The 25,343-nt window shown below is 50.7% G+C and carries 22 protein-coding genes; 17 read left to right on the plus strand and 5 right to left on the minus strand.

Annotated elements, in window-relative coordinates:
- Window positions 1-35 precede the first annotated feature (35 nt).
- Window positions 36-1,106 carry a 3-isopropylmalate dehydrogenase gene (leuB, locus tag ACTHSP_RS03395; RefSeq protein ID WP_004520344.1) on the plus strand — a complete coding sequence of 357 codons (1,071 nt, stop codon included), beginning with the start codon at window positions 36-38 and terminating at the stop codon, window positions 1,104-1,106.
- 114 nt (window positions 1,107-1,220) lie between these two features.
- On the opposite strand, the gene ACTHSP_RS03400 is transcribed toward leuB, so the two are convergent.
- Window positions 1,221-2,630: a DEAD/DEAH box helicase gene (locus ACTHSP_RS03400; RefSeq protein ID WP_314512779.1), complete on the minus strand. Its 1,410-nt coding sequence runs from the start codon at window positions 2,628-2,630 to the stop codon at window positions 1,221-1,223.
- A 115-nt stretch (window positions 2,631-2,745) separates the two neighbouring features.
- Between ACTHSP_RS03400 and ACTHSP_RS03405 the strand changes: the two genes are divergently transcribed.
- The 11 genes from ACTHSP_RS03405 to gloB all read left to right on the plus strand — a co-directional run bounded on the left by ACTHSP_RS03405 (window position 2,746) and on the right by gloB (window position 17,057).
- Entirely contained in the window at window positions 2,746-2,949 is a 204-nt protein-coding gene (locus tag ACTHSP_RS03405; RefSeq protein WP_141748437.1) for a hypothetical protein, read from the plus strand.
- Between the two features lie 21 nt (window positions 2,950-2,970).
- Entirely contained in the window at window positions 2,971-3,366 is a 396-nt protein-coding gene (locus ACTHSP_RS03410; protein ID WP_314512783.1) for a glycosyl transferase, read from the plus strand.
- Window positions 3,367-3,380: 14 nt separating this feature from the next.
- A complete protein-coding gene (locus tag ACTHSP_RS03415) occupies window positions 3,381-4,325 on the plus strand; it encodes a class I SAM-dependent methyltransferase (protein ID WP_314512785.1) in 945 nt (314 codons plus the stop codon).
- Window positions 4,326-4,436: 111 nt separating this feature from the next.
- Window positions 4,437-5,618 (plus strand): aspartate aminotransferase family protein, encoded by a 1,182-nt coding sequence (locus ACTHSP_RS03420; RefSeq protein ID WP_314512787.1) that lies wholly within the window; start codon window positions 4,437-4,439, stop codon window positions 5,616-5,618.
- A gap of 263 nt (window positions 5,619-5,881) precedes the next feature.
- On the plus strand, window positions 5,882-6,553 hold the full coding sequence (locus ACTHSP_RS03425) for a hypothetical protein (protein ID WP_254344288.1): 672 nt from the start codon (window positions 5,882-5,884) through the stop codon (window positions 6,551-6,553).
- A 265-nt stretch (window positions 6,554-6,818) separates the two neighbouring features.
- Complete coding sequence (locus ACTHSP_RS03430; protein WP_440345635.1) at window positions 6,819-7,754, plus strand: dihydroorotate oxidase; 936 nt, start codon at window positions 6,819-6,821, stop codon at window positions 7,752-7,754.
- Window positions 7,755-7,844: 90 nt separating this feature from the next.
- Complete coding sequence (gene rep / locus ACTHSP_RS03435; RefSeq protein ID WP_314512792.1) at window positions 7,845-9,845, plus strand: DNA helicase Rep; 2,001 nt, start codon at window positions 7,845-7,847, stop codon at window positions 9,843-9,845.
- A gap of 298 nt (window positions 9,846-10,143) precedes the next feature.
- Window positions 10,144-14,070 carry a phosphoribosylformylglycinamidine synthase gene (gene purL, locus ACTHSP_RS03440; protein ID WP_314512795.1) on the plus strand — a complete coding sequence of 1,309 codons (3,927 nt, stop codon included), beginning with the start codon at window positions 10,144-10,146 and terminating at the stop codon, window positions 14,068-14,070.
- A gap of 113 nt (window positions 14,071-14,183) precedes the next feature.
- Window positions 14,184-15,014: an HNH endonuclease gene (locus ACTHSP_RS03445; RefSeq protein WP_440345636.1), complete on the plus strand. Its 831-nt coding sequence runs from the start codon at window positions 14,184-14,186 to the stop codon at window positions 15,012-15,014.
- Window positions 15,015-15,198: 184 nt separating this feature from the next.
- Window positions 15,199-16,284: a hypothetical protein gene (locus ACTHSP_RS03450; protein WP_314512800.1), complete on the plus strand. Its 1,086-nt coding sequence runs from the start codon at window positions 15,199-15,201 to the stop codon at window positions 16,282-16,284.
- A 23-nt stretch (window positions 16,285-16,307) separates the two neighbouring features.
- Window positions 16,308-17,057, plus strand: coding sequence for a hydroxyacylglutathione hydrolase (gloB, locus tag ACTHSP_RS03455; RefSeq protein ID WP_314512801.1), 750 nt, complete (start codon window positions 16,308-16,310; stop codon window positions 17,055-17,057).
- A gap of 70 nt (window positions 17,058-17,127) precedes the next feature.
- On the opposite strand, the gene guaA is transcribed toward gloB, so the two are convergent.
- The 3 genes from guaA to dut all read right to left on the minus strand — a co-directional run bounded on the left by guaA (window position 17,128) and on the right by dut (window position 19,806).
- Complete coding sequence (guaA, locus tag ACTHSP_RS03460) at window positions 17,128-18,693, minus strand: glutamine-hydrolyzing GMP synthase (protein WP_003686344.1); 1,566 nt, start codon at window positions 18,691-18,693, stop codon at window positions 17,128-17,130.
- Between the two features lie 147 nt (window positions 18,694-18,840).
- Window positions 18,841-19,167 carry a hypothetical protein gene (locus ACTHSP_RS03465; RefSeq protein ID WP_440345637.1) on the minus strand — a complete coding sequence of 109 codons (327 nt, stop codon included), beginning with the start codon at window positions 19,165-19,167 and terminating at the stop codon, window positions 18,841-18,843.
- 186 nt (window positions 19,168-19,353) lie between these two features.
- Window positions 19,354-19,806, minus strand: coding sequence for a dUTP diphosphatase (dut, locus tag ACTHSP_RS03470; protein ID WP_293194334.1), 453 nt, complete (start codon window positions 19,804-19,806; stop codon window positions 19,354-19,356).
- Between the two features lie 111 nt (window positions 19,807-19,917).
- Here dut and pdxH point away from each other — a divergent pair, with 111 nt between their 5' ends.
- The 5 genes from pdxH (at window position 19,918) to ACTHSP_RS03495 (ending at window position 24,617) form a co-directional block, all read left to right on the plus strand.
- A complete protein-coding gene (pdxH, locus tag ACTHSP_RS03475; protein WP_070695626.1) occupies window positions 19,918-20,550 on the plus strand; it encodes a pyridoxamine 5'-phosphate oxidase in 633 nt (210 codons plus the stop codon).
- Between the two features lie 159 nt (window positions 20,551-20,709).
- Window positions 20,710-21,768, plus strand: a complete 1,059-nt coding sequence (locus ACTHSP_RS03480; protein WP_440345638.1) for a pseudouridine synthase — start codon at window positions 20,710-20,712, stop codon at window positions 21,766-21,768.
- Window positions 21,769-22,019: 251 nt separating this feature from the next.
- On the plus strand, window positions 22,020-23,612 hold the full coding sequence (locus ACTHSP_RS03485; protein ID WP_440345639.1) for a vWA domain-containing protein: 1,593 nt from the start codon (window positions 22,020-22,022) through the stop codon (window positions 23,610-23,612).
- A gap of 76 nt (window positions 23,613-23,688) precedes the next feature.
- Entirely contained in the window at window positions 23,689-24,111 is a 423-nt protein-coding gene (locus ACTHSP_RS03490; protein ID WP_314512813.1) for an aldose epimerase family protein, read from the plus strand.
- 35 nt (window positions 24,112-24,146) lie between these two features.
- Window positions 24,147-24,617, plus strand: a complete 471-nt coding sequence (locus ACTHSP_RS03495; RefSeq protein WP_314512816.1) for an aldose epimerase family protein — start codon at window positions 24,147-24,149, stop codon at window positions 24,615-24,617.
- 202 nt (window positions 24,618-24,819) lie between these two features.
- Here ACTHSP_RS03495 and ACTHSP_RS03500 read toward each other — a convergent pair.
- On the minus strand, window positions 24,820-25,343 hold a 524-nt coding region (locus tag ACTHSP_RS03500; protein ID WP_440345640.1), incomplete at its 5' end, for a dioxygenase family protein.

The following is a 25,343-nucleotide window of genomic DNA, read 5'->3' on the forward strand; positions in this document are numbered from 1 at the left end:
CCTTTACCTAAAACCTTCCCATAAGGAAACCCGAAATGACCAAACATATCGCTATCTTGCGCGGCGACGGCATTGGCCCTGAAATCGTTGCAGAAACCGTCCGTGTACTCGACAAACTTATCGAACAAGGTTTGGATGTCAGCTACGAATACGCACCTTTGGGCGGCGAAGCCTATGACGAATACGGCCATCCTTATCCAGAATTCACGCAAAACCTTTGCCGTAAAGCCGATGCAGTCTTGCTTGGTGCAGTCGGTTCTCCTCAATACGATAATCTCGACCGTCCGCTGCGCCCTGAGCGCGGCTTGTTGGCCATTCGTAAAGACTTGAATCTGTTTGCCAATTTGCGCCCTGCCATTTTATATAAAGAGCTGGCCAATGCTTCCACTTTGAAACCGGAAATCGTAGCCGGCCTCGACATCCTTATCGTACGCGAACTGACCGGCGATATTTACTTTGGCGAACCGCGCGGCATCCGTGTTTTGGAAAACGGCGAACGCGAAGGCTACAACACCATGAAATACAGCGAAAGCGAAATCCGCCGTATTGCCCACGTTGCCTTCCAATCCGCCCAAAAACGCAGCAAAAAAGTCTGCTCCGTAGGCAAAGCCAACGTTTTGGAAACCACCGAACTGTGGCGCGAAATCTTTGAAGAAATCGGCAAAGAATACCCTGATGTCGAGCTCTCCCATATGTACGTCGACAACGCCGCCATGCAGCTCGTGCGCGCGCCCAAACAATTTGACGTGATTGCCACCGGCAACATCTTCGGCGACATTCTGTCTGACGAAGCGTCTATGCTGACCGGCTCCATCGGTATGCTGCCTTCTGCTTCTTTGGACGAAAACGGCAAAGGCCTGTACGAACCTTCTCACGGCTCCGCTCCTGACATTGCCGGTCAAAACAAAGCCAATCCGCTGGCAACCGTTTTGTCCCTCGCCATGTTGCTGCGTTACAGCCTAAATGACGAGGCACGCGCTCAACAAGTTGAAAACGCCGTACAAAAAGTACTGCAACAAGGCTTGCGTACCGGCGACATTTACGAAGAAGGTACCAAACTGGTTTCCTGCTCCGAAATGGGCGATGCCGTATTGGCCGCTTTGTAAGAGGCCGTCTGAAAAAGCGTGGAACCGATCCCACGCAAAACTTGAAACCATAAAAAAGGGCGTGTCTTCACACGCCCTTTTGTCTTATTTCAGACGGCCTTAAGATTGAAGCAATCAACCTCTTTTGTGTTTGCCGCCAAAGCTGTCGTTAGACTTACGTTTGCCTTTAAAGCCTTCGCCGCTTTTTTTGAAACCGTCAGACTTCTTGAAACCGTCTTTCTTAAAGCCATCTTTTTTGAAACCGTCTTTTTTATGGCCTTCGCCGCGTGATTTGCTACCGAAACCTTCTTTAGCCGGTTTCTTATCGCCGCGCCAGCCGCCGGATTTACGATCGCCCCAGCCGCCTTTGCCTTTCGGTTTGCCGCCGGCAGATTTGCGTTTGCGTGTCGGCTCCATGCCTTCGATGGTCAGCTCAGGCAATTTACGGCCGATGTATTTTTCGATTTTGTGTACTTTGACGTATTCGTTCACTTCGGCAAAAGTAATCGCAATACCGGTACGGCCAGCGCGACCGGTACGGCCGATGCGGTGAACGTAGTCTTCAGCCTGTTTCGGCAAGTCGTAGTTGATAACGTGGGTAATGGTTGGTACGTCGATACCGCGTGCGGCAACGTCGGTGGCAACCAAAATTTTGCAGCGGCCTTTACGCAAGTCCATCAGCGTACGATTACGCCAGCCTTGAGGCATATCGCCGTGCAGGCAGTTGGCGGCAAAACCTTTTTCGTACAACTCATCCGCGATGACTTCGGTCATGGCTTTGGTGGACATGAAAATTACGCATTGGTCGATATTGGCATCGCGCAAGATGTGGTCAAGCAGGCGGTTTTTATGGCGCATATCGTCGCAGTACAACAGCTGCTCTTCGATTTTGCCTTGGTCGTCCACGCGCTCGACTTCGACGACTTCAGGGTCTTTGGTCAGCTTGCGCGCCAGTTTTCCCACCGCGCCGTCCCAAGTGGCGGAGAACAACAAAGTCTGACGATCGCTCGGCGTCGCTTCCACGATGGTTTCGATGTCGTCGATAAAGCCCATGTCCAGCATACGGTCGGCTTCGTCCAGAATCAGCACTTCCAAACGTTCAAAATCAACTTTACCGCTCTGCATCAAGTCCATCAGACGGCCCGGAGTGGCGACAATCAGGTCAACCGGTTTGCTCAAAGCACGGGTTTGGTAGCCGAAAGATGCACCGCCGACAATGCTGACAGTACGGAACCAACGCATATTTTTAGCATACGCCAGTGCATTTTTTTCTACCTGAGCCGCCAGTTCGCGGGTCGGGGTCAATACCAAAGCGCGCGGGCCTTTGCCCGGTTTTTCGCTGCGCTTGGTCAGTTTTTGCAAAGTCGGCAGCAGGAAGGCTGCGGTTTTGCCTGAACCGGTTTGTGCCGAAGCCATAATGTCGCGACCGTCCAAAGCAAACGGAATCGCTTGCGCCTGAATCGGGGTCGGGCTTTCATAACCCTCGCTGCTTACGGCAGACAAAATGTTTTTATCAAGGTTCAAATCGGAAAATTTAATAGACATATCTATCCTAAGAGACAACAACGCGCACGCCTGAACAATTTCAGACGACCTGAAGCAAAGGAAAGTAACGATACGGGAAATGTGAAGTTACAGGGTTGTCGCAAGCATCTTGCTTGTGGTTAACATCGACGACAACCTGCACAGAAAAGGCTTTGCAAATATGCAAGCAATAAAAGAAACGCGCCCGAAACGGCGGTTTAGGTTGGATGACGATGGCTTCGTATCAAAAGGCGAACGGCGGATAATAAAGGAGAAAACCGCCCAGGTCAAGCAAAACAGGCTGCGACTGCAAAATCAAGCTATAATGCCGTTTTATTGAATCAGCACGGATGAATCCGACATGAAGTTTTTCAAAACCGCCGCCTTATTACCTGCACTTGCTGTCGCCCTGTTTCTTGGCGCGTGCAGCGGATCAGAGAGTTATCGCGGCGAATGGAAGGCCGTTGCGTCCGATGGCAGCAAAGCCGAAATCACCTTTGCCAAAAAAAGCTTTACTATCAAAGACGAAAAAGGCAAAGAAACCGTTTACGAATACACTCAAAACCAATACAAACTGGAAAGCGGCAGAACCAGCTACGGCATCGACATCAAAAACGCCTCGGAAGCACGAATCGTGTTCCCGTTTAAAGGCAAGACCGACCGCGCCACCATGGTTGCGCCTGACGATACAATTCTCTATATGCTTGACCGACACGCCTACGTCCCTGCTGATCAATTCTGGAAACTTCCCCAATAAGGCCGTCTGAAACCATGACCGACATTACCCCCTTTGCCAACCGCTTGGGCAAAAACATCAAACATCTTATGAAATGGGCCAAACGCAACGATATCGAAGCCTGGCGCATTTACGACCGCGATATTCCCCAATTTCCCTTTGCCGTCGATGTTTACGGCGACCAAATCCATCTTCAGGAATACGATACCGGCTGGCTGATGCAGCCCGAAGAATACGAAGCATGGCTTGCCGATGTATTGGAAGCTATTGGTTTTGTGACCGGTTTTGCGCCCGAACAAATCCACCTCAAACGCCGCGAACGCCAAAAAGGTTTGCAGCAATACGAGAAAACCGGCAAAACCGGTGACGATTTCGTCATCACTGAAAACGGCCGCAAGTTTTGGGTTAACCTCGACAAATACCTCGACACCGGCCTTTTCCTCGACCACCGCAACACGCGCAAAAAAGTCGGCGAAACCGCAGCAGGCAAACGCTTCCTCAACCTGTTTTCCTACACAGGCAGCTTTACCGTCTACGCCGCAACCGGCGGCGCGGTATCCAGCAAAACCGTCGATTTATCGAACACTTATCTCGAGTGGGTAAAACGCAATTTCGAACTCAACGGCATCGACCCCGAACAACACAAAATCGTCCGCGCCGATGTGTTCCAATACCTGCAAAATACCGCCGCCGAGGGCAAACAGTTCGACCTCATCGTCATGGACCCGCCCAGCTTTTCCAACAGCAAAAAGATGCTCGACATCCTCGACATCCAGCGCGACCATAAAAAGCTGATTGACGGCGCAATGAGCCTACTCGCTTCAGACGGCATTCTGTATTTCTCCAACAACCTGCGCAGCTTTGTGTTGGACGATTCGGTCGCGGAACAATACGCAGTCAAAGACATTTCCAAGCAGTCCGTTCCCGACGATTTCCGCAACAAAAAAATCCATCAATGCTGGGAAATCAAGCATAAATAGCATCAGGCCGTCTGAAAGCCAGTTTTCAGACGGCCTGATTGCCATATTGAATCTCTCAACCAATAGGCGCATAATTGAAGAAATTGTTGACAATATCAAAAGGAAAAGAACATGCAAAACTACCTGACGCCCAATTTCTCATTCGCCCCCATGATTCCGGAACGCGCGCTCGGCAGCCGGGTTTGGGATACCGAAGGACGAGAATACATTGACCTGTCAGGCGGTATTGCTGTGAACGCGCTGGGCCATTGCCATCCTGATTTGGTCGCAGCCTTGACCGAACAATCGCAAAAGCTCTGGCACATTTCTAATATCTACACCACCCAACCGGCGCAAGAATTGGCCAAAAAATTGGTCGAAAACACCTTTGCCAACAAAGTATTTTTCTGTAACTCCGGTGCAGAAGCCAATGAAGCCGCGCTGAAACTGGCGCGCAAATACGGCCGCGATCATTTTGGCGAACACAAAACCGAAATCATCTCCTGCCTCAACAGCTTCCACGGCCGCACCCTGTTTACCGTATCCGTCGGCGGCCAGCCTAAATACAGCAAAGACTACGCGCCGCTGCCGGCCGGCATTACCCACGTTCCATTTAACGATATTGCCGCATTGGAAGCGGCCGTCGGCGACAAAACCTGCGCCGTGATTATCGAGCCGATTCAAGGCGAGAGCGGCATCCTGCCTGCCACCCAAGAATATCTGCAAGCCGCGCGCCGTTTGTGCGACAAACACGGCGCTTTGCTGATTTTGGACGAAGTACAAACCGGTATGGGTCATACGGGCAAACTGTTTGCCTACGAGCATTACGGCGTAACACCCGATATTCTCAGCTCCGCCAAAGCCTTGGGCGGTGGCTTTCCGATTGGTGCGATTCTGACCACCGATAACATCGCCCCAACCTTCGGCCCCGGAACACATGGCTCGACCTTTGGCGGCAACCCAATGGCGTGCGCGGTCGGCAGCCGTGCATTCGACATCATCAATGCGCCCGAAACATTGGCGCACGTTGAACAACAAGGCCAAAAACTTCGGACGGCCTTGCGTGAATTGGGCGAAAAAACCGGCGTATTTAAAGAAGTCCGCGGCATGGGCCTGCTGCTCGGCTGCGTGTTGGCAGACGAATACGCAGGCAAGGCATCGGAAATTACCGCCGCCGCTTTGAAACACGGCCTGATGGTACTGGTTGCCGGCACCAATGTGGTGCGTTTCGCCCCCAGCCTGCTACTGAACGATGAAGACATGGCCGAAGGCTTGAAACGTTTTGAAGCGGCGTTAAAAGAGTGGACAGCCTAACCTAGCAAGAATGAGCTAAGGTTATTGCACTTCAAATCCCAATCCGCTGACCTTTCTTATTCATAAAAGTGTTCAAACTCTTGGATTCTTGCCTGAGACCAGTATGAAAACAGGCATATAAAAGATTCAAAATAAAACTTATTATTAACTTCGAAAATATCAGCCATAATACAAAACTTATTAATTTTTCACACATTTTTTCTTTGTTTGTTATAATGTGAAATATATGCAATGTCGCATATTTTCAAAGTTAGGATTGATAAATGAAAATGAAATGGCTTGCCCTCGTAACCGCTGCTGCATTGAGTTTGACTGCTTGTGGTGATAAAAACAAACAGGCTTCCGATGAGCCTGTAAAAGCTGCTGCAGGTAATACGGCAGAAGCCCCTAAAGATGCTGAAAAACCTGCTGAAGAAGCAAAACCTGAGGTAAAACCTGTGGTTTCTTCAGGCAATTTCTTGGCGGATGCAACCGCTCTGCAAGCTGCTGAAGATGCGCTGAAAGCACTGCCGCAATTCGGTGGCAAACCACTCAATATTTTCCAAAACATCCATTTCTACGGCGGCAAACGTCCGCGCATTACCGTGGAAATTCAAGACCCTAACAAACCCGAAAATATCGACCACTACGAATTTGAAGACGGTAAATGGAGCGAGCCTCAACCTGTCCGCATTTCCGGCAACGGAAATATGAAAGACAACGTTTTCCCGTTGGATGAAATCAAATTTGCCGATATCGCGAAAATCGCTCAAGCCTACGGCGAAAAAGCCAAAGAAGTAGAAGCCAAAGAAACAGACTTGCCTCATGTGTATTACTCCTTGTTCGTATCGACCGGTAAGAAAGAGTGGATCACCGGTTTCCTCAAAACCGATCGTGCGGAATACGAATTTGAATTTAACAATGACGGTACTCTGAAAAGCTTCAAAAAACGTTGATAGCTTGGTCAGTTGGAAACTAATGGCCGACTGACTTTATTTGATTGAGACAGCCATGTTTGTCTTGATAGAGGTCGTCTGAAAAACATTTAGGTTTTAACTTTGTTGAAACCTTGCTTTCAGATGACCTTTTTACGTCTTTACTTTATTCTATAAAACAACATATTCCTACATTCCCTGTCATTTGATGTTTGTTAAAAATCGTACCTCCTCTTCGTGTTACGCTTGGCAAACAATTTGATTTTACGAAGAAAAGGAGCAGGAGATGGTATCGTTGAAAACCCAGATCGCCGGTTTTTCTTTTGACAACTGCCTGATGAATGCAGCAGGTGTGTCATGTATGACTGTTGAGGAATTGGAAGCAGTCAGACAGTCTTCGGCAGGCACTTTCATTACCAAGACCGCAACGCTTACCCCTCGTCAAGGCAACCCCGAGCCGCGCTATCAGAACGTGCCTCTCGGCAGCATCAATTCGATGGGCTTGCCAAATCAAGGCATTGATTACTATCTAGATTATCTGCTTACCCTTCAAGAGTCTCAGCCGGAACGGACATTTTTCTTATCACTGGTCGGTCTGTCGCCCGGCGAAACACATATCCTGTTGGAAAAAGTGCAAAATAGCGGGTTTAACGGCATTACCGAACTCAACCTATCCTGCCCAAACGTCGCCGGCAAACCGCAAATTGCCTACGACTTTGAAACAACCGAGATGATTTTGGATAATGCCTTTACCTACTTCGACAAGCCCTTGGGCATCAAATTACCGCCATATTTTGATATTGCCCATTTCGATCAAGCGGCGAAAGTGTTCAACCGCTATCCCCTAAAATTCGTCAACTGTGTCAACTCCATCGGCAACGGCATGTATATCGAAGACGAATCCGTCGTAATCCGCCCGAAAAACGGCTTCGGCGGCATAGGCGGTCAATATATCAAACCGACTGCGCTCGCCAATGTCCATGCATTCTATCAAAGACTAAATCCGTCTATCCAAGTCATTGGGACAGGCGGCGTTTACAGCGGCCGCGATGCGTTTGAACACATCTTGTGCGGCGCCAGCATGGTGCAGATCGGCACGGCGCTACACCAGCAAGGCGTAGACATTTTTGAACGGGTTTCCCTTGAATTAAAAGCCATCATGGCGCAAAAAGGCTATGAGAAGCTGGAAGACTTCAAAGGCAAATTGAAATATTTTGCATAGGGTTTACTCTAAAAAACGCCCAAGGCCGTCTGAAAATTTCAGACGGCCTTGTTGTATAATTGCTCCCCACATTACCCGTCTTCCCCTTCAATGAAACTCAACCCCCAACAGCAAGCTGCGGTCAAATATCTAGGCGGCCCCCTGCTCGTCCTTGCCGGCGCAGGCAGCGGCAAAACCGGCGTGATTACGCAAAAAATCAAGCATTTGATCGTCAATGTCGGCTATCTGCCGCATACCGTCGCCGCGATTACCTTTACCAATAAAGCCGCCACGGAAATGCAGGAGCGCGTCTCTAAAATGCTGCCCAAATCGCAAACGCGCGGGCTGACGATTTGCACCTTCCACTCTTTGGGCATGAAGATTTTGCGCGAAGAAGCCAATCAAATCGGTTACAAAAAAAACTTTTCCATCCTCGACTCTACCGACAGCGCCAAAATCATCGGCGAACTCTTGGGCGGTACGGGCAAAGAAGCCATATTCAAAGCGCAGCATCAAATTTCCCTTTGGAAAAACGATTTAAAAACGCCTGAAGAAGTAGTTCAGACGGCCTCTAATGTGTGGGAACAGCAAACAGCGCGCGTCTATGCGAGTTATCAGGAAACCCTGCAAAGCTATCAGGCGGTGGACTTCGACGACTTAATCCGCCTGCCTGCCGTACTCTTGCAGCAAAACAGCGAAGTGCGCAACAAATGGCAGCGGCGGCTGCGTTATCTGTTGGTTGACGAATGTCAGGACACCAACACCTGCCAATTTACCCTGATGAAGCTTCTGACCGGCGCGGAAGGCATGTTTACCGCCGTCGGCGATGACGACCAGTCCATCTACGCATGGCGCGGCGCAAACATGGAAAACCTGCGCAAAATGCAGGAAGACTATCCGCAGATGAAGATTATCAAGCTGGAGCAAAACTACCGCTCCACCGCGCGCATTCTCAAAATCGCCAACAAAGTTATTGAAAACAACCCCAAACTCTTTACCAAAAAACTTTGGTCGCAGTTTGGCGAAGGCGAAATCGTCAAAGTCGTTGCTTGTCAAAGCGAGCAGCACGAAGCCGACTGGGTTGTCAGCCAAATCGTCAAGCAGAAGCTGGTCGGCGGCGACAAAACCCAATACGCCGATTTTGCCGTGTTATACCGCGGCAACCATCAGGCGCGGATTTTTGAAGAAGCCTTACGCAGCGCACGCGTTCCCTACCAACTCTCCGGCGGACAAAGCTTTTTCGACAAAGCCGAAATCAAAGACGTGTTGTCCTATTTGCGCCTGCTTGCCAATCCCAACGACGATCCCGCCTTCCTGCGCGCCGTTACCACACCCAAACGCGGTATCGGTGACGTGACACTGGGCAAGCTCAACACCTACGCGCACGAACACGAATGCAGCCTGTATGAAGCTGCGCAAACCGAAGAAGCGCTTGCCCTGTTGAACCATACCAACCGCCAACACCTGCAAGCCTTCATGGATATGATTGAAAGCTACCGCGCCAAAGCCGAAACCAGCGAAGCAGGCGAGCTTATTCATAACCTGCTGAGAGAAATCGACTACGAAAACCACTTGCTGGCCAATGAGGAAGGCAAAGCAGGCGAAATCAAATGGCGCAACGTTACCGACCTGACCGGCTGGCTGGAACGCAAAGGCGAGCAAGACGGTAAAAACATCATCGAGCTTGCCCAAACCATCGCCCTGATGACGCTTTTGGAGGGCAAAAGCGAAGAAGAAGTCGATGCCGTCAAACTCTCCACCCTGCACGCTTCCAAAGGTTTGGAATACCCCTACGTTTTCCTTGTCGGTTGCGAAGAAGGCATCTTGCCACACAACGACAGCATCGAAGAAGACAATGTCGAAGAAGAACGTCGTCTGATGTACGTCGGCATTACCCGTGCCAAACGCCAACTTACGCTGACCCACTGCCTCAAACGTAAAAAGCAAGGCACATGGCAATTCCCCGAGCCAAGCCGCTTCATAGACGAAATGCCGCAGGAAGACATCAAAATCCTAGGCCGCAAAGGCGGAGAGCCGATTGTGAGTAAGGAAGAAGGAAAAAGCAATCTGGCAGGATTGCTGGACATGTTGGGAAACAAAAGAAAAGGATAAAGCAAGGCCGTCTGAAAGCAATCTTTCAGACGGCCTTATTGTCAGCAAAATGTCAAAGACAACAATTAAATAATTTTTATTTTATACCCATCTATTCCCATTCCTCCCGATTCTTCAAAAATAAACAAAAATAATCGAATAATCAGGTACAAAATAAAAAAGCAGGTGACACGATTGCCTCATTCCCCTTCAATTTACAAGCAAAAATTGTCAACACTTGAAGTATAAATTCACAAGCAAAATTGCATTTTTCAGGTATAATAATGGATTCCCCAACTGCATTTTGTGAGCTGAATCCATGTCTGTTGTTCTGCCCTTGCGCGGTGTAACCGCCCTTTCCGATTTCCGTGTTGAAAAACTCTTCCAAAAAGCAGCCGCCCTCGGCCTGCCCGAAGTCAAATTAAGCAGCGAATTTTGGTATTTTGTCGGTAGCGAAAAAGCACTTGATGTCGCGACAGTCGAAAAACTGCAAGCCTTACTGGCAGCGCAAAGCGTTGAACAAACGCCAAAAGCGCGCGAGGGCTTGCATTTATTTTTGGTAACGCCCCGTTTGGGCACCATTTCGCCTTGGGCTTCCAAAGCAACCAATATCGCCGAAAACTGCGGTTTGGAAGGTATTGAGCGTATCGAACGCGGCATGGCCGTATGGTTGGAAGGTGCGCTTACCGACGGGCAAAAACAACAATGGGCAGCCCTGTTGCACGACCGCATGACCGAAAGCGTGTTGACCGACATCGATGCAGCGGCGCAACTGTTCCACCACATCCAATCGGAAACCTTCTCCAGCGTAGATGTATTGGGCGGCGGCAAAGAGGCATTGGTCAAAGCCAATACCGAAATGGGTTTGGCGCTTTCAGCCGACGAAATCGATTATCTGGTTGAAAACTATCAGGCTTTAAACCGCAATCCGTCCGATGTTGAATTGATGATGTTCGCTCAGGCAAACAGCGAACACTGCCGCCACAAAATCTTCAACGCCGACTTCATCCTCAACGGCGAAAAACAACCGAAATCCCTTTTCGGCATGATTCGCGATACACACAACGCACATCCCGAAGGCACAGTCGTTGCCTATAAAGACAATTCGTCCGTAATCGAAGGCGCAAAAGTCGAGCGTTTCTATCCGAATGCGGCGGAAAACCAAGGCTACCGTTTCCACGAAGAAGACACCCATATCATCATGAAAGTGGAAACACACAACCACCCAACCGCCATTGCGCCATTTGCCGGTGCGGCAACGGGTGCGGGCGGTGAAATCCGCGATGAAGGCGCAACAGGCAAAGGCTCACGTCCGAAAGCAGGCTTGACCGGCTTTACCGTCTCCAATCTGAATATCCCTGGCTTGGAGCAGCCTTGGGAACAAGCCTACGGCAAACCCGGCCATATTGCTTCTCCTCTAGACATCATGATTGAAGGCCCGATCGGCGGCGCAGCGTTCAACAACGAATTCGGCCGCCCGAACCTCTTGGGCTACTTCCGTACCTTTGAAGAAAAATTTGACGGTCAAGTCCGCGGCTACCACAAACCGATTATGATTGCCGGCGGCTTGGGCAGCATTCAGGCACAACAAACACACAAAGACGAAATCCCTGAAGGCGCATTGCTGATCCAACTGGGCGGCCCGGGCATGCTTATCGGCTTGGGTGGTGGCGCGGCTTCTTCCATGAACACCGGTACAAACGACGCATCTTTGGACTTCAACTCCGTACAACGCGGCAACCCCGAAATCGAACGCCGCGCGCAGGAAGTTATCGACCGTTGCTGGCAACTCGGCGACAAAAACCCGATTATCTCTATCCACGACGTCGGCGCAGGCGGCTTGTCCAATGCCTTCCCCGAACTCGTCAACGATGCCGGACGCGGTGCAGTATTCAAATTACGCGAAGTGCCGCTGGAAGAACACGGCCTCAACCCGCTGCAAATCTGGTGTAACGAATCGCAAGAGCGTTATGTATTGTCCATTTTGGAAAAAGATTTGGACACCTTCCGCGCCATCTGCGAACGCGAACGCTGCCCGTTTGCCGTAGTCGGCACGGCGACCGACGACGGCCATTTGAAAGTGCGCGACGATTTGTTCTCCAACAATCCCGTCGATTTGCCGCTGAACGTTTTGCTCGGCAAACCGCCCAAAACCACGCGCACCGACAAAACGGTTACGCCGTCTAAAAAACCGTTTAACGCGGGCGATATCGACATTACCGAAGCCGCCTACCGCGTTTTGCGCCTGCCTACCGTAGCTGCTAAAAACTTCCTGATTACCATTGGTGACCGCAGCGTCGGCGGTATGACCCACCGCGACCAAATGGTCGGCAAATACCAAACCCCCGTAGCCGACTGCGCCGTAACCATGATGGGTTTCAACACCTATCGCGGCGAAGCGATGTCTATGGGCGAAAAACCGACCGTCGCCCTGTTTGACGCGCCTGCTTCGGGCAGAATGTGCGTCGGCGAAGCCATCACCAACATCGCGGCAGTCAACATCGGCGACATCGGCAACATCAAACTTTCCGCCAACTGGATGGCGGCGTGCGGCAACGAAGGCGAAGACGAAAAACTTTACCGCACCGTCGAAGCCGTTTCTAAAGCCTGTCAGGCATTGGATCTGAGCATCCCCGTAGGCAAAGACAGCCTGTCAATGAAAACCGTGTGGCAGGACGGCGAAGAGAAAAAATCCGTCGTTTCACCGTTGAGCCTGATTATCTCCGCGTTCGCGCCAGTTCAAGACGTACGCAAAACCGTTACGCCCGTATTAAAAGACAATGCCAATTCATTCACTATTCTGCTGATGATTGACTTAGGCAACAACAAGTGCCGTATGGGTGGGTCTGCACTGGCTCAAGTGTATAACCGAAGCGGCGGCGAAGCACCTGATATTGATGCAGGCCATCTGAAAGCGTTTTATCAGTTAATTCAGCAACTCGTTCAAGAAGATAAGTTGCTGGCCTACCACGACCGCAGCGACGGCGGTTTGTTTGTGACTCTGGCAGAAATGGCATTTGCTTCTCGCCGTGGCATGAATCTCGACCTGCTGACAATGGTAAGTAAAAATATTAACGTTCAAAACGAGTATTACTCGTCTCAAGAATGGCAAAAATTTGTCCTAACTACCCTATTTAACGAAGAATTAGGAGCCGTTATTGCTGTTCACGCTGCCGACCACGAATATATTTTCAATTTGTGCGAGAAACTGAATCTCACGCTGCACCATTTGGGAGAGTTTGCCGACAGCGGCCATATGGTCATCAATGCAGGAGAAGAAATTTTCAATCAATCCCTTACCGACCTGCAACGCGCATGGCAGGAAACCAGCCACGCCATTCAACGTCTGCGCGACAACCCTGCCTGCGCCGACAGTGAGTTTGCCCTGATTGACGACAACGACCGCAGCGCATTGTTTGCCGACGTGAAGTTCGACGTGAACGAAGACATCGCCGCGCCTTTCGTCAACAGCGGCGCGAAACCCAAAATCGCCATCCTGCGCGAACAGGGCGTGAACGGACAAATCGAAATGGCCGCCGCCTTCACCCGCGCCGGATTCGATGCTTACGACGTGCATATGTCCGACCTGATGGCAGGCCGCGTCCACCTTGCCGACTTCAAAATGCTGGCGGCGTGCGGCGGCTTCAGCTACGGCGACGTACTCGGCGCGGGCGAAGGCTGGGCGAAATCCATCCTGTTCCACCCCGCCTTGCGCGACCAGTTCGCCGCCTTCTTTGCCGATCCGAACACGCTGACATTGGGCGTGTGCAACGGCTGTCAAATGGTCAGCAACCTTGCCGAAATTATCCCGGGCGCAGAAACATGGCCGAAGTTCAAACGCAACTTGAGCGAACAGTTTGAAGCGCGCCTGAGTATGGTTCATGTTCCAAAATCCGCATCGCTGATTCTGAACGAAATGCAAGGCTCCAGCCTGCCTGTCGTGGTCAGCCACGGCGAAGGCCGCGCTGACTTCGCGCTTCACGGCGGCAACATTTCTGCCGATTTGGGCATTGCGCTGCAATATGTGGACGGTCAAAACCAAGTGACCCAAACTTATCCGCTCAATCCCAACGGCTCGCCACAAGGCATCGCCGGTGTGACCAACGCCGACGGCCGCGTTACCATCATGATGCCGCATCCGGAACGCGTGTACCGCGCCGCACAAATGAGCTGGAAACCGGAAGGCTGGACGGAACTCTCCGGCTGGTACCGCCTCTTCGCCGGAGCAAGGAAGGCTTTGGGCTAAATCGTGCCCTGATTGACTGATTGGCAAGAAAAGGTCGTCTGAAAACCTTAATTTGAGGTTTTCAGACGACCTTTTTGAAAATAAACAACTTCATAGAAATTATGGAAAACAATTTGGAGAAACTTATGTCTGATATAAAAATTTTTAAAGATATGCCAGATGATGGAGCTTATATTGACTGGCTTAAGAACAATAAAAATGGTTTTATACTAAACATAGACAAAGGTGGAACCCAATCCATATACCCTATGTTACACAAAGCTAGTGGTGGCTGTAACAGCTTTCCTACTGAACGAAAAGACAAAAATTGGACGACAAACGATTCAGATTATTTTAAAGTTTGTTCCAACTCCCGTAAGAAACTCAGTGAGTGGAGTTGGAGTGAATACGATAGAGAAAACAGATGTAAAACTTGTTTTAAAAAGGAATTAGACGAAGAAAAGACAGCTTGGCTGACTGAAGAGCAAAATTTTTACACGAACTCTATCCCACACTTAGGAAAAAATATAGCTGAACTCAAAAACCGTTTAGCCTCCGAAACTAGCCCAGAAAAGCAAACCGAACTAAAAATCTTAATAAAAGTCCGCAGAGGGCAAGATCAATTCCGACAAGACCTACTCAAACTATATCCAAGCTGCCCGTTGACCGGTCTAGATATCGAGCCTTTACTCATTGCCAGCCATATCAAACCTTGGAGTGTGTGCAATAATAACGAACGTTTAGATCCCTTCAATGGTCTGATGCTCGCACCCAATATTGACGCATTATTTGATAAAGGACTGATTACGTTTGATACCGACGGGACGATAAAAATCCACCCGACAATCGATCCGGAAAATCAAGAGCGGCTTGGAATTTCTCGCGATATGAAATTAAAAATCGAACCTGAAAGCGAAAAATATTTCGAGTATCACCGCAACCATGTTTTCCAAAAAGAAGAATAAATAGTGTTGAACAGTCCGTTGATTTAAGGTTGTCTGAAAACGATTTAGCGAACCTCGCTATATCCGTTTTCAGACGACCTTTTTGCGTCCTTTTGCGTATAAAGACCAAACCCGTCGCCGTCCTTCTGTATAATTCCCACTTTTAAACTATAATCGACATATTCAGACGGCCTTTCCCGACATTATGACCCGACAAGCCTTTATCCTCAGCGATTGCGAATTTTCCGAATGTGGAGAAAAGCCTTACGCCCTGTTGACCGCAAATCCGACGAAGGAACACCACTTCATCGCCCAAACCGAGCAGCGGCAGCATTCGCATAATCCGCAGGTCAGCCCGCAAAACCAAAACGTTTACCGCCTGCCGCTGTCTATGTTCCATACTGGCGAAAAAGCCCGCGGCAAAGAACAAAACCGCAGCGAAGCGATAAGCGTCAACATCATCGGAAACTTGGCGGCGAAAAACCTCTATACGCTGACCTTTGTCGAAGACTCCGCCAACCAATACAATCTGGAAAGCTGGTTCAACCGTCATGAAAGCGGCTACGAAGAGGCCTGCAACCACCTGCGCACCTTACCTGCAGGCCGTCTGAAAACAACTACGGTAAATGCCAATACTGCCAAAGTACCGGATGCTTTGTGGCGGATATTGCGGCTGAAATTCCTCGGTATTCTGCGCAATCCGCACAACCATAAAAACCTGTTTGCCCACCGCCTACATCAAACACTTCGGGCGCGGCTGCCGGAAGTCGGTTTTGAATTTGTCCGCTTGATCAGCAAACGCGATCCCAAGCGCATCGAAGCCATTATGCAGGACTACCGTTTCACTTTTCTCGGCTATGTCGATTGGCTGGGTGGGCTTTACGGTATGTTGAGCGAAGGCGTGGCGCAACCGTCGTTGTTTGAACGGTTGTTTTGCAACATCTTTGCCGAACCCGAAGCCGTGAAAATCGAATTGTTCCGCTATCCGGAAAACACAGGGCTTTGCCTGTTTGGCGACAGCAGTTTCTGCCTGCAAGCCTCGGCCAAGCTATTCAGTGTCGGCGTTAATATCTCGCATGATATGTTTGCCATCGTCCATCTGCAAACCGACCGTTGGCACGCGTTTAAAAACACCTTTCATCACGACGCGCCCAAACTGCAAGGCCAAGTGCGGATTATCGATGGCGATCAAACCCAAAGATTGCTATTCAACCGACTGTGCATCCATCAAGCCCATGAAGCCGTGTTCGGCCAAAGCCCGAATATCAAAGATTATCTAGAGGCCGTCTGAAACCCCAAACCAGAAGAAAGCATATGAAAATCACGCCAATCCAAGCCCTAAACGACAACTACATCTGGATGATTCAAGAAGGCAACCATGCCGCCTGCGTCGATCCGTCCGATGCCACACCCGTTTTGAAATTCCTCGTCCACAATCGCCTGATGCTGGCGCAAACATGGATTACCCATCCGCACCCCGACCATACCGGCGGCGCAAAAAGCCTGTTCCACGGCTTTTTGGAATCCCCAATCTATGGCGAAAGCGACATCGACGTAGCGACGCATACCGTCACCGCAGGTACGCAGTTCCCGTTTGGCGAAGGCTTGGTTACCGTTTGGGCAACCCCCGGCCATACCGACCGCCACATCAGCTATCTGTTGGAAAATTCAGACGGCCTGCACGTTTTCTGCGGCGATACCTTGTTCTCCGCCGGTTGCGGCCGCGTATTTACTGGCACAATCGAGCAGCTTTACGACAGTTTCCACCGATTCAACCAGCTGCCCGAAGAAACGCTGTTTTATCCGGCGCACGAATATACCGCCTCCAATCTACGCTTTGCCCAGCATATCGAGCCGGACAACGCCGACATTCAGACGGCCTTGGCCTCAGCCGAACACACGCCGACACTGCCTGTCAGCCTTGCGCACGAACGCAAAGTCAATCCGTTTTTCCGCATACACCTGCCCCAAGTTCAGGCACGCGCCGAAGAATTGAGCGGACAAAAATTAAACAGCGAACTCGAAGTCTTCGCTGCTTTGCGTGAATTAAAAAATCAATTTTAATTGGGCTTAGTTCCTAAAGAATAAGGCCGTCTGAACAATATCTGTTCAGACGGCCTTTATTATTTAGGGATTATTCCCATTCAATCGTGGCAGGCGGTTTGCCGCTGACATCATAAACCACGCGGTTGATGCCTTTGACTTCGTTGATGATGCGGTTGGACACGCGGCCAAGCAGCGAGTATGGCAGCTCTGCCCAGTGCGCAGTCATAAAATCGCTGGTAATCACGGCACGCAAAGCTACGACGTAATCGTAAGTACGGCCGTCGCCCATCACGCCGACGGATTTCACAGGCAGGAATACGGCAAAGGCTTGGCTGGTCAGGTCGTACCAAGATGTACCGTTTTCGTCGGTAGTATTGCGCAATTCTTGAATAAAAATATCGTCTGCTTGACGGAGCAAGTCGGCGTATTCTTTTTTCACTTCACCCAAGATACGCACACCCAAACCCGGGCCCGGGAACGGATGACGGTACACCATTTCGCGCGGCAGGCCCAAAGCGACGCCCAGTTCGCGTACTTCGTCTTTGAACAAGTCGCGCAAAGGCTCAAGCAATTTGAGCTTCATGTTTTCAGGCAGGCCGCCGACGTTGTGGTGTGATTTAATAGCGTGGGCTTTTTTGGTTTTCGCGCCTGCGGATTCGATTACGTCAGGGTAAATCGTACCTTGCGCCAACCATTTGGCGTTGGTAAGTTTTTTCTCTTCGGCATCAAATACTTCGATGAATTCCGCACCGATGATTTTGCGTTTTTTCTCCGGATCGGTCACGCCGGCAAGTTTCGCCAAAAACTGCTCTTCGGCATCAACGTGAATCACACGTACGCCCAAGTTGCGGGCAAACATGTCCATCACCATTTTGCCTTCGTTCAAACGCAACAGACCGTGGTCAACAAACACGCAGGTCAGTTGGTCGCCGATGGCGCGGTGAATCAACGCGGCCGCTACGGAAGAGTCCACACCGCCGGACAAACCTAAAATCACTTCATCGCTGCCTACTTGTTCGCGGATTTTGGCGACGGCTTCTTCGATGTAGTTCGGCATGGTCCAGCTTGGTTGTGCGCCGCAAATATCCAAGACAAAGCGGTTTAACAACGCGCGACCTTGTTTGGTGTGGGTCACTTCAGGGTGGAATTGGATTCCGTAGAATTGTTTCTCAGCGTTTTCCATCATGGCAATTGGGCAAGACGGGGTGTCGCCGATGACAGAGAAGCCGGTAGGCAGTTTGGAAACTTTATCGCCATGGCTCATCCATACGTCGAGCGTGTTTGGTGCATCATCTTGAATGCCGCGTGTCAGCTCGCTGTCGATGGTTTTCACTTGCGCATAACCGAATTCACGTTGGTTACCCGGGCTAACTTCGCCACCCAAGTGGTGCGCCATAAATTGCATGCCGTAGCAGATGCCCAAAACCGGAATGCCCAAATCAAAAATACCGGTATCGGCTTGATAGTCGGATTCGTAAACGGAATTAGGGCCGCCGGAGAGGATGATGCCTTTCGGGTTGAAGGCTTTGATTTCTTCCAAAGGCATATCGAAAGAATGCAGTTCGCAGTAAACGTGGGCTTCGCGCACGCGGCGGGCGATCAGCTGGGTAACTTGCGAGCCGAAGTCGAGAATAAGGATTTTGTCTTGGGTCATGGCGGAAACTTTACAAAATGTAAGAAAACGGTGCGGCCGTGAGGGCAAATTTCAAATTTAAACCGCAATAAAAAGGCCGTCTGAATCGGCGGATTATACCATTGTTCAGACGGCCTTTATAGGGCAAAACCCAAATCTCTCATCTTTCTATTTTGTGTGTTTCTCAGGAATCATATCGCTGCGCGAGAGCAACAGCAGGCAACCCAACACGACCATGCCGATGGCCAGCAGCGGCGAGAGGTAAATCCAGTAGCTCATGTGCAGATAAATGGCTGTGCCGATATAAACCAACATCGGGCCGGAAACGATGGACTGTTTGTTGATGCCGTCCATAATCAACACGGCAAAGCCCAAAATAATTAATGCGCCGGCAATCATGGTCGATGTCGCAGGCAAAATATCCGTAGTGCGCAAAAACCAAATCGCACCAAAGATAATCAAAAACAAAGGCAGAAAAAGTGAGGGGCGGGACATAACAACGCTCCGTAAAGGTTTCAGACGGCCTGTATTATTGGGTGCGTCGGCCATGCAGGCAAGATATAAAAATGCAATCTTGTGTGTAATTATGCAAAGGTTGTCTCAACAAAAAGGCCGTCTGAACCGTGGCAAACCGAAATCGAATATTTCAATTTATCCTGTTACAGACGGCCTTTTGAATCATCAGGCTTTACCCGTGCTGCCGAATCCGCCTTCACCGCGCGCGCTGGCGGCAAACTCGTCCACAACCTTAAACGCGGCTTGGACAACCGGCACAATTACCATCTGTGCGATACGCTCCATCGGCTCGATGGTAAACGCTTCTTTGCCACGGTTCCACAGAGAAACCTTCAATTCGCCTTGATAATCCGAGTCAATCAAACCGACCAAATTACCCAAAACAATACCGTGCTTATGACCCAAGCCGGAACGCGGCAACAAAACGGCTGCATACGCAGGGTTGGCCAAATGCACCGCCAAACCGGTCGGCACAAGATACACATCGCCCGGCTGCAATACAACAGCTTCATCCAGGCAGGCACGCAAGTCCAAACCGGCAGAACCGGGCGTTGCATAAGCAGGCAGGGAATCGGCCATTTTCGGATTTAAGATTTTCAGTTCGACTTCGGTTTGCATGACAGGACTCCGTATTGTTCTATATTGGAAAGGGCTATGATTATACACAAATGCCCTTGAGGCCGTCTGAAAAAACGGGGTATGATTCAGTCAAACCTAAGGAGAAAAATCATGGATCTGCACAATATCCGCGAAGATTACAGCAAACGCGAGCTATCGGAAGCCGAATGCCACGCCGACCCGATTGTCCAATTCGAGCAATGGCTGAACGAAGCCATTCACGCCGAAGTCAACGAACCGACTGCGGTCAACGTTGCCGCCGTGGGCGAAGACGGCAGGCCAAACAGCCGCATGGTGCTGCTGAAAGAAGTCAACCCCAAAGGCTTTGTTTTCTTTACCAATTACCACAGCCGCAAAGGCCGCTCCTATACGGCACACCCCTTTGCCGCCATGACTTTTTTCTGGCCGGAACTCGAACGCCAAGTGCGCGTTGAAGGACGCATTGAAAAACTCGACGCCGCCGCTTCGGACGAATATTTTGAAAGCCGCCCGTATACCAGCCGTATCGGCGCATGGGCAAGCGATCAAAGCGAAGTGATTTCCAGCAAAGCCGTTTTAGTGGCCAAAGCCGCAGCTGTCGGCGTCAAACATCCCTTACATGTCCCCCGCCCGCCGCATTGGGGCGGATACCTCGTCATCCCCGACCGCATCGAATTCTGGCAAGGCCGCCCCAGCCGCCTGCACGACCGCATCCAATACCGCCTAGTTGACGGCAACTGGATACGCGAACGCCTTTCACCATAATTTTCGGATTTTCAAACAAAAATTTACTGGTTGAGTTACAATACAACCTTTCATCAGCAGGCCGTCTGAATCTGATTTTCAGACGGCCTTTTCCCCCAATCCAATCCCTGCCGCAACTGCCGCAGAAGAACCGCTTTTTCAAGCGAGTTAGGAAAAATCATGTCCAAACAGCCTTCCAGCAAACGCCAATGGCGCGACGGCGTATCGTCTACCGCCAAAAAACCTTCCAGACCGGCCAAATCCTTTGCCAATAAAAAACGTCCAGACGACGAACGCAAAACATCAGGCAAACCTTACGGCCAAAATGTTTCAGACGGCCCTAAAGCTCAAAATACCGCCCCAAAACAACGTGCCGCCAAAGCCAAAAAACTGGTTGTCCGCAACCCAAACCAAAAAATCATGGAGCACGCCCGCGATTTGAAAGAGCGCCGCAGCGACCTTTCCCGCTTTGAACCCGAGCGCCTGCAAAAAGTCCTGGCCGCTTCCGGCGTCGGCTCACGTCGCGAAATGGAAGAATGGATCAGCAACGGCTGGGTAACGGTCAACGGCCGCGTAGCCCAACTGGGTGAAAAAGCCACGCCCGACGACCACGTTACCGTCAAAGGCAGTATCATCAAACTCAAATGGGCAGACCGCCTGCCACGCATCATCCTCTACTACAAACAAGAAGGCGAAATCGTTTCCCGCGATGACCCGCAAGGCCGCGTCAGCATCTTCGACCGCCTGCCGCAAGCAGCCAGCAGCCGCTGGGTAGCCATCGGCCGTTTGGACATCAATACCAGCGGCCTTTTGATCCTGACCACTTCAGGCGAACTGGTTCAACGCTTTGCCCACCCCAGCTTTGAAGTCGAACGCGAATACGCCGTGCGCGTATTGGGCGAGTTGACCACCGAACAAATGCGCGTCCTAACCGAAGAAGGCGTCATGCTCGAAGACGGTTTGGCTAAAGTCGAACGCATCTACGAACAAGGCGGAGAAGGTGCAAACAAATGGTACAACGTCGTCATCAAAGAAGGCCGCAACCGTGAAGTACGCCGCATTTTTGAAAGCCAAGGCCTGACCGTCAGCCGCCTCGTCCGCGTAGGCTTCGGCCCCATCGGCCTGCCAAACCGCCTCAAACGCGGCCAGTTCTACGAACTCAATCCGGCAGAAGTCGCCAACATCATCAAATGGGCGGATATGCTGCTGCCGGGCGAACGTCGACGGAAGAAAAGTTAATGTAAGATAAATCGGGGCTGAGGCCTTTACAAAATCGTCTCAGCCCGACAAAATCTTGCATAAGTCATAAACATAGTGGGTTAAGTTTAAACCAGTACCGCATTGCTCCGCCTTGTCCTGATTTAAACTTAACCCACTATTCACACATTAAAATTCAAAAAAAGTGACTCAGCACCAGCGTTAACTCTGCCAATACACTGCCATCAACACTTTTAATAATCAGCATGTGATATTTCCCAGGAGCTTAAATCATGCCCCGTTTCTTCCTGAAAACCATTTCCATACTCACTTTAGCGGCTTTGACTGCGTGTTCCGGTCCACTCGACCGATCAGACTCGTCAACCGAAAATCTTCAGGGCGCACCGGAATCAGCATTGCCTGCTGCTGCCGTTGCTGAAGAAAATCTGTCTCTTGCAGAAAACACCGAACGCTACCAAGAACAACCCGACCAACCGGTCAAATCCGTTGCTCAAGAACCTGTTTCCACATTCAGCATCGATGTCGATACCGGCAGCTACGCCAACGTCCGCCGATTTCTGAACAGTGGCGAACAGCCGCCTAAAGATGCTGTACGGATTGAGGAAATCATCAATTACTTCCCTTATAACTATCCACTGCCTACTGACGGCCGCCCATTTGCCGTTCACACTGAAACCATTGATTCTCCATGGCAACCGGAAGCCAAGCTGATCAAAATCGGTATCCAAGCACAAGACACAGCAAAGAAAGACCTTCCGCCTGCCAATCTTGTGTTCCTCGTGGACGTATCCGGCAGCATGGATGAAGAAAATAAACTTCCGTTGGTTCAAAAAACGTTGCGTATCTTGACCCAACAATTACGCCCGCAGGACAAAGTTACCTTGATTACCTATTCATCAGGCGAAGAGCTGGTGCTTCCGCCCACATCAGGTTCAGATAAAGAAACCATCCTGAAGGCCATCGACAAGCTGAAAGCCGAAGGTTCGACTTCGGGTGAATCCGCTTTACGCATGGCCTACGAAGAAGCGCAAAAGGCCTTTGTACCCAACGGCATCAACCGTATCCTGCTGGCGACCGATGGCGACTTTAACGTTGGCGTATCTGATACCGAAACGCTCAAATCCATGGTTGCCGAAAAACGTAAAACCGGCGTTTCACTCAGTACGCTAGGCTTCGGTACGGACAATTACAACGAAGACATGATGGAACAAATTGCCGATGCAGGCGACGGCAATTACAGCTACATCGACAACGAAAAAGAAGCGAAAAAAGTCCTGCAACAGCAGCTGACCTCCACACTCGCCACCGTTGCACAAGATGTCAAAATCCAAGTCGAATTCAATCCTGCCACTGTCAAAGAATACCGCTTGGTCGGCTACACCAACCGCACCCTGCGCAATGAAGACTTCAACAATGACAAAGTCGATGCAGGCGATATCGGCTCAGGTCACAGCGTGACCGCCATCTATGAAATCATTCCGACAGGCAAAGCTGGCTGGCTTGAGGAATCACGTTATCAAAAAGCCCCGGCCGCCAAAGGCAGCAAAAACGAATACGCCTTTGTCAAAGTGCGCTACAAACTGCCCGGACAAAAAGACAGCCAGCTGATGCAGCAAGCCGTCCCCGTCGGCAGCAAACCGCTTGACCAAGCCGACAAAGACACCCTGCTCGCCCTTGCCGCCGCCTCCTACGCCCAAGCCCTGCGCGGCGGCGAATACAACGGCAAACTCAGCTGGGTCGACATCGAAAAAATGGTACTGCAAGTCCAAGGCGATGATCCGTTTGGTCTGAAATCCGAATTTCTCCAACTGGTGCGCACCGCCGCCGGACACGGAGGAACATCAGGTCCTTTAGTTAAAGAGTAAAATCTAAAAAGGTCGTCTGAAACTTTTCAGACGACCTTTTATACACCCTGCCTCAACCCCAATCAGGAGCCGCTTCATGTTCACACTCAAAACCGACAACGACCGCCTGCTGCTCGCATCCCCCGATTTGCGCGCGGAAATTTATCTTTACGGCGGGCTGCTCAACCACTACGAAATCTGCCGCCCCGACGGTACATGGTTCAACATCGTCAAAGCCTACGATACCCCGCAACACGCCCGCGGTAGCCTGACCGAATGGTTCCGCAGCGGCAAACTCAGCCCGTACGCCTGCCGCCTGCGCTACGGCAAATACAGCTTTGACGGCAAAGCGTATCAGTGCGGCAAATTCAAACTCGCCGAACACGCGGCACACGGTTTGATGTATGACCGTGAGTTCGCCCTCGTCAACAGCCATGCCGACAACCAATCCGCCGAAGTCGAAATCCGCGCAGATTACGCACAAGACGACAGCGGCTATCCCTTCCCCCCTTCAGCCTGACCGTCCGCTACCGCCTCAGCGCAGACGGCTTAAGCATCCGCTCCACCGTCCGCAACCAAGGCACAACCGCCATGCCGCTCGCAGACGGCTGGCACCCCTATTTCACGCTCGGCAGCAAAGCCGACGATTGGTCGCTGGAAATCGACAGCAGCAAACGCTTGGGCTTTGATGCCGATTTAGTTTCCGACGGCAGCATCATCGACGACACCCGTTTTCAGACGACCTCAAGCCTGGCAGGCATCGAATTGGACAACAGCTTTGTTTTGACACGCAGCAAACCCGCCGCCTGCACACTTTCAGGCAACGGACTGACCCTGAGCATTTACCCTGACGCATCCTATCCCTACCTGCAAGTCTTCACTCCGCCGACCCGCGACTCCATCGCCATCGAAAACCTCAGCAGCGCACCCGACTGCTTCAACAACGGCTTAGGGTTGATTGTTCTAAACGCGGAAGAAGAAGCCGCATTTGAAATGCGCTACCACATTGTCGCAAGCTGTCCGTAAACAACCCGAATCTTCACCGGCAAAGCAAAGGTCGTCTGAAAACGCCAAATCAGGTTTTCAGACGACCTTTTAACCAACTGATGCAATGGTTTCTTTGACTGAAAAACAAAAAATAGCCCGCGTCAGTAAACCTAGCATTTTCAATCAAATATGCTGTATTTAATCATAACCTGACCGAAATAGCGTTGCCATATTTTTCCTTTTACCCCACTAAAAGCGAAGTCATACTGAGCGAACCAGCGACAAGGTTGTCGTTGAAAAATGTAATGGAATCATCCGGTTCGCGTAATGCCATAATGCACAGAAAAGGTAAATAGTGATCCGGCGTCGGCACGGAGAGCATCGCCTTTTCACCCATCCGTTCGTAATGAATCAACGTGTCGTCATCCCGTTCGGCAATCGCTTGATTGATTGCTTCGCGGAACGCAAACGCCCAATCATAGTCCGCGCCGATTTGATTGATATGCGCCCTGCTCATCACGCCCAGATTATGGATAATATTGCCGCTGCCGATAATCAACACACCCTGTTCGCGCAAAGCGGATAATTTTTTCGCCAAATTGAAATGCCATTCCGCCGATTGCAAGCGGTTAAGACTGAGCTGCACCACAGGAATATCGGCATCGGGATAGAGAAACTTCAACACCGCCCGAGACCTTTGCAAAATTCCTTTCCTTCCAACAGCCGAAATCCAAACAAGGGTTTTCAGCTGTTTTCTCCTCCAAT

The sequence above is a fragment of the Neisseria sp. P0001.S005 genome, from assembly GCF_051963715.1.

Coding starts and splice junctions, on each gene's coding strand:
- leuB (WP_004520344.1), top strand. CDS start 36: ATGACCAAACATATCGCTATCTTGCGCGGCGACGGCATTGGCCCTGAA.
- ACTHSP_RS03400 (WP_314512779.1), bottom strand. CDS start 2,630: ATGTCTATTAAATTTTCCGATTTGAACCTTGATAAAAACATTTTGTCT.
- ACTHSP_RS03410 (WP_314512783.1), top strand. CDS start 2,971: ATGAAGTTTTTCAAAACCGCCGCCTTATTACCTGCACTTGCTGTCGCC.
- ACTHSP_RS03415 (WP_314512785.1), top strand. CDS start 3,381: ATGACCGACATTACCCCCTTTGCCAACCGCTTGGGCAAAAACATCAAA.
- ACTHSP_RS03420 (WP_314512787.1), top strand. CDS start 4,437: ATGCAAAACTACCTGACGCCCAATTTCTCATTCGCCCCCATGATTCCG.
- ACTHSP_RS03425 (WP_254344288.1), top strand. CDS start 5,882: ATGAAAATGAAATGGCTTGCCCTCGTAACCGCTGCTGCATTGAGTTTG.
- ACTHSP_RS03430 (WP_440345635.1), top strand. CDS start 6,819: ATGGTATCGTTGAAAACCCAGATCGCCGGTTTTTCTTTTGACAACTGC.
- rep (WP_314512792.1), top strand. CDS start 7,845: ATGAAACTCAACCCCCAACAGCAAGCTGCGGTCAAATATCTAGGCGGC.
- purL (WP_314512795.1), top strand. CDS start 10,144: ATGTCTGTTGTTCTGCCCTTGCGCGGTGTAACCGCCCTTTCCGATTTC.
- ACTHSP_RS03450 (WP_314512800.1), top strand. CDS start 15,199: ATGACCCGACAAGCCTTTATCCTCAGCGATTGCGAATTTTCCGAATGT.
- gloB (WP_314512801.1), top strand. CDS start 16,308: ATGAAAATCACGCCAATCCAAGCCCTAAACGACAACTACATCTGGATG.
- guaA (WP_003686344.1), bottom strand. CDS start 18,693: ATGACCCAAGACAAAATCCTTATTCTCGACTTCGGCTCGCAAGTTACC.
- ACTHSP_RS03465 (WP_440345637.1), bottom strand. CDS start 19,167: ATGTCCCGCCCCTCACTTTTTCTGCCTTTGTTTTTGATTATCTTTGGT.
- dut (WP_293194334.1), bottom strand. CDS start 19,806: ATGCAAACCGAAGTCGAACTGAAAATCTTAAATCCGAAAATGGCCGAT.
- pdxH (WP_070695626.1), top strand. CDS start 19,918: ATGGATCTGCACAATATCCGCGAAGATTACAGCAAACGCGAGCTATCG.
- ACTHSP_RS03480 (WP_440345638.1), top strand. CDS start 20,710: ATGTCCAAACAGCCTTCCAGCAAACGCCAATGGCGCGACGGCGTATCG.
- ACTHSP_RS03485 (WP_440345639.1), top strand. CDS start 22,020: ATGCCCCGTTTCTTCCTGAAAACCATTTCCATACTCACTTTAGCGGCT.
- ACTHSP_RS03490 (WP_314512813.1), top strand. CDS start 23,689: ATGTTCACACTCAAAACCGACAACGACCGCCTGCTGCTCGCATCCCCC.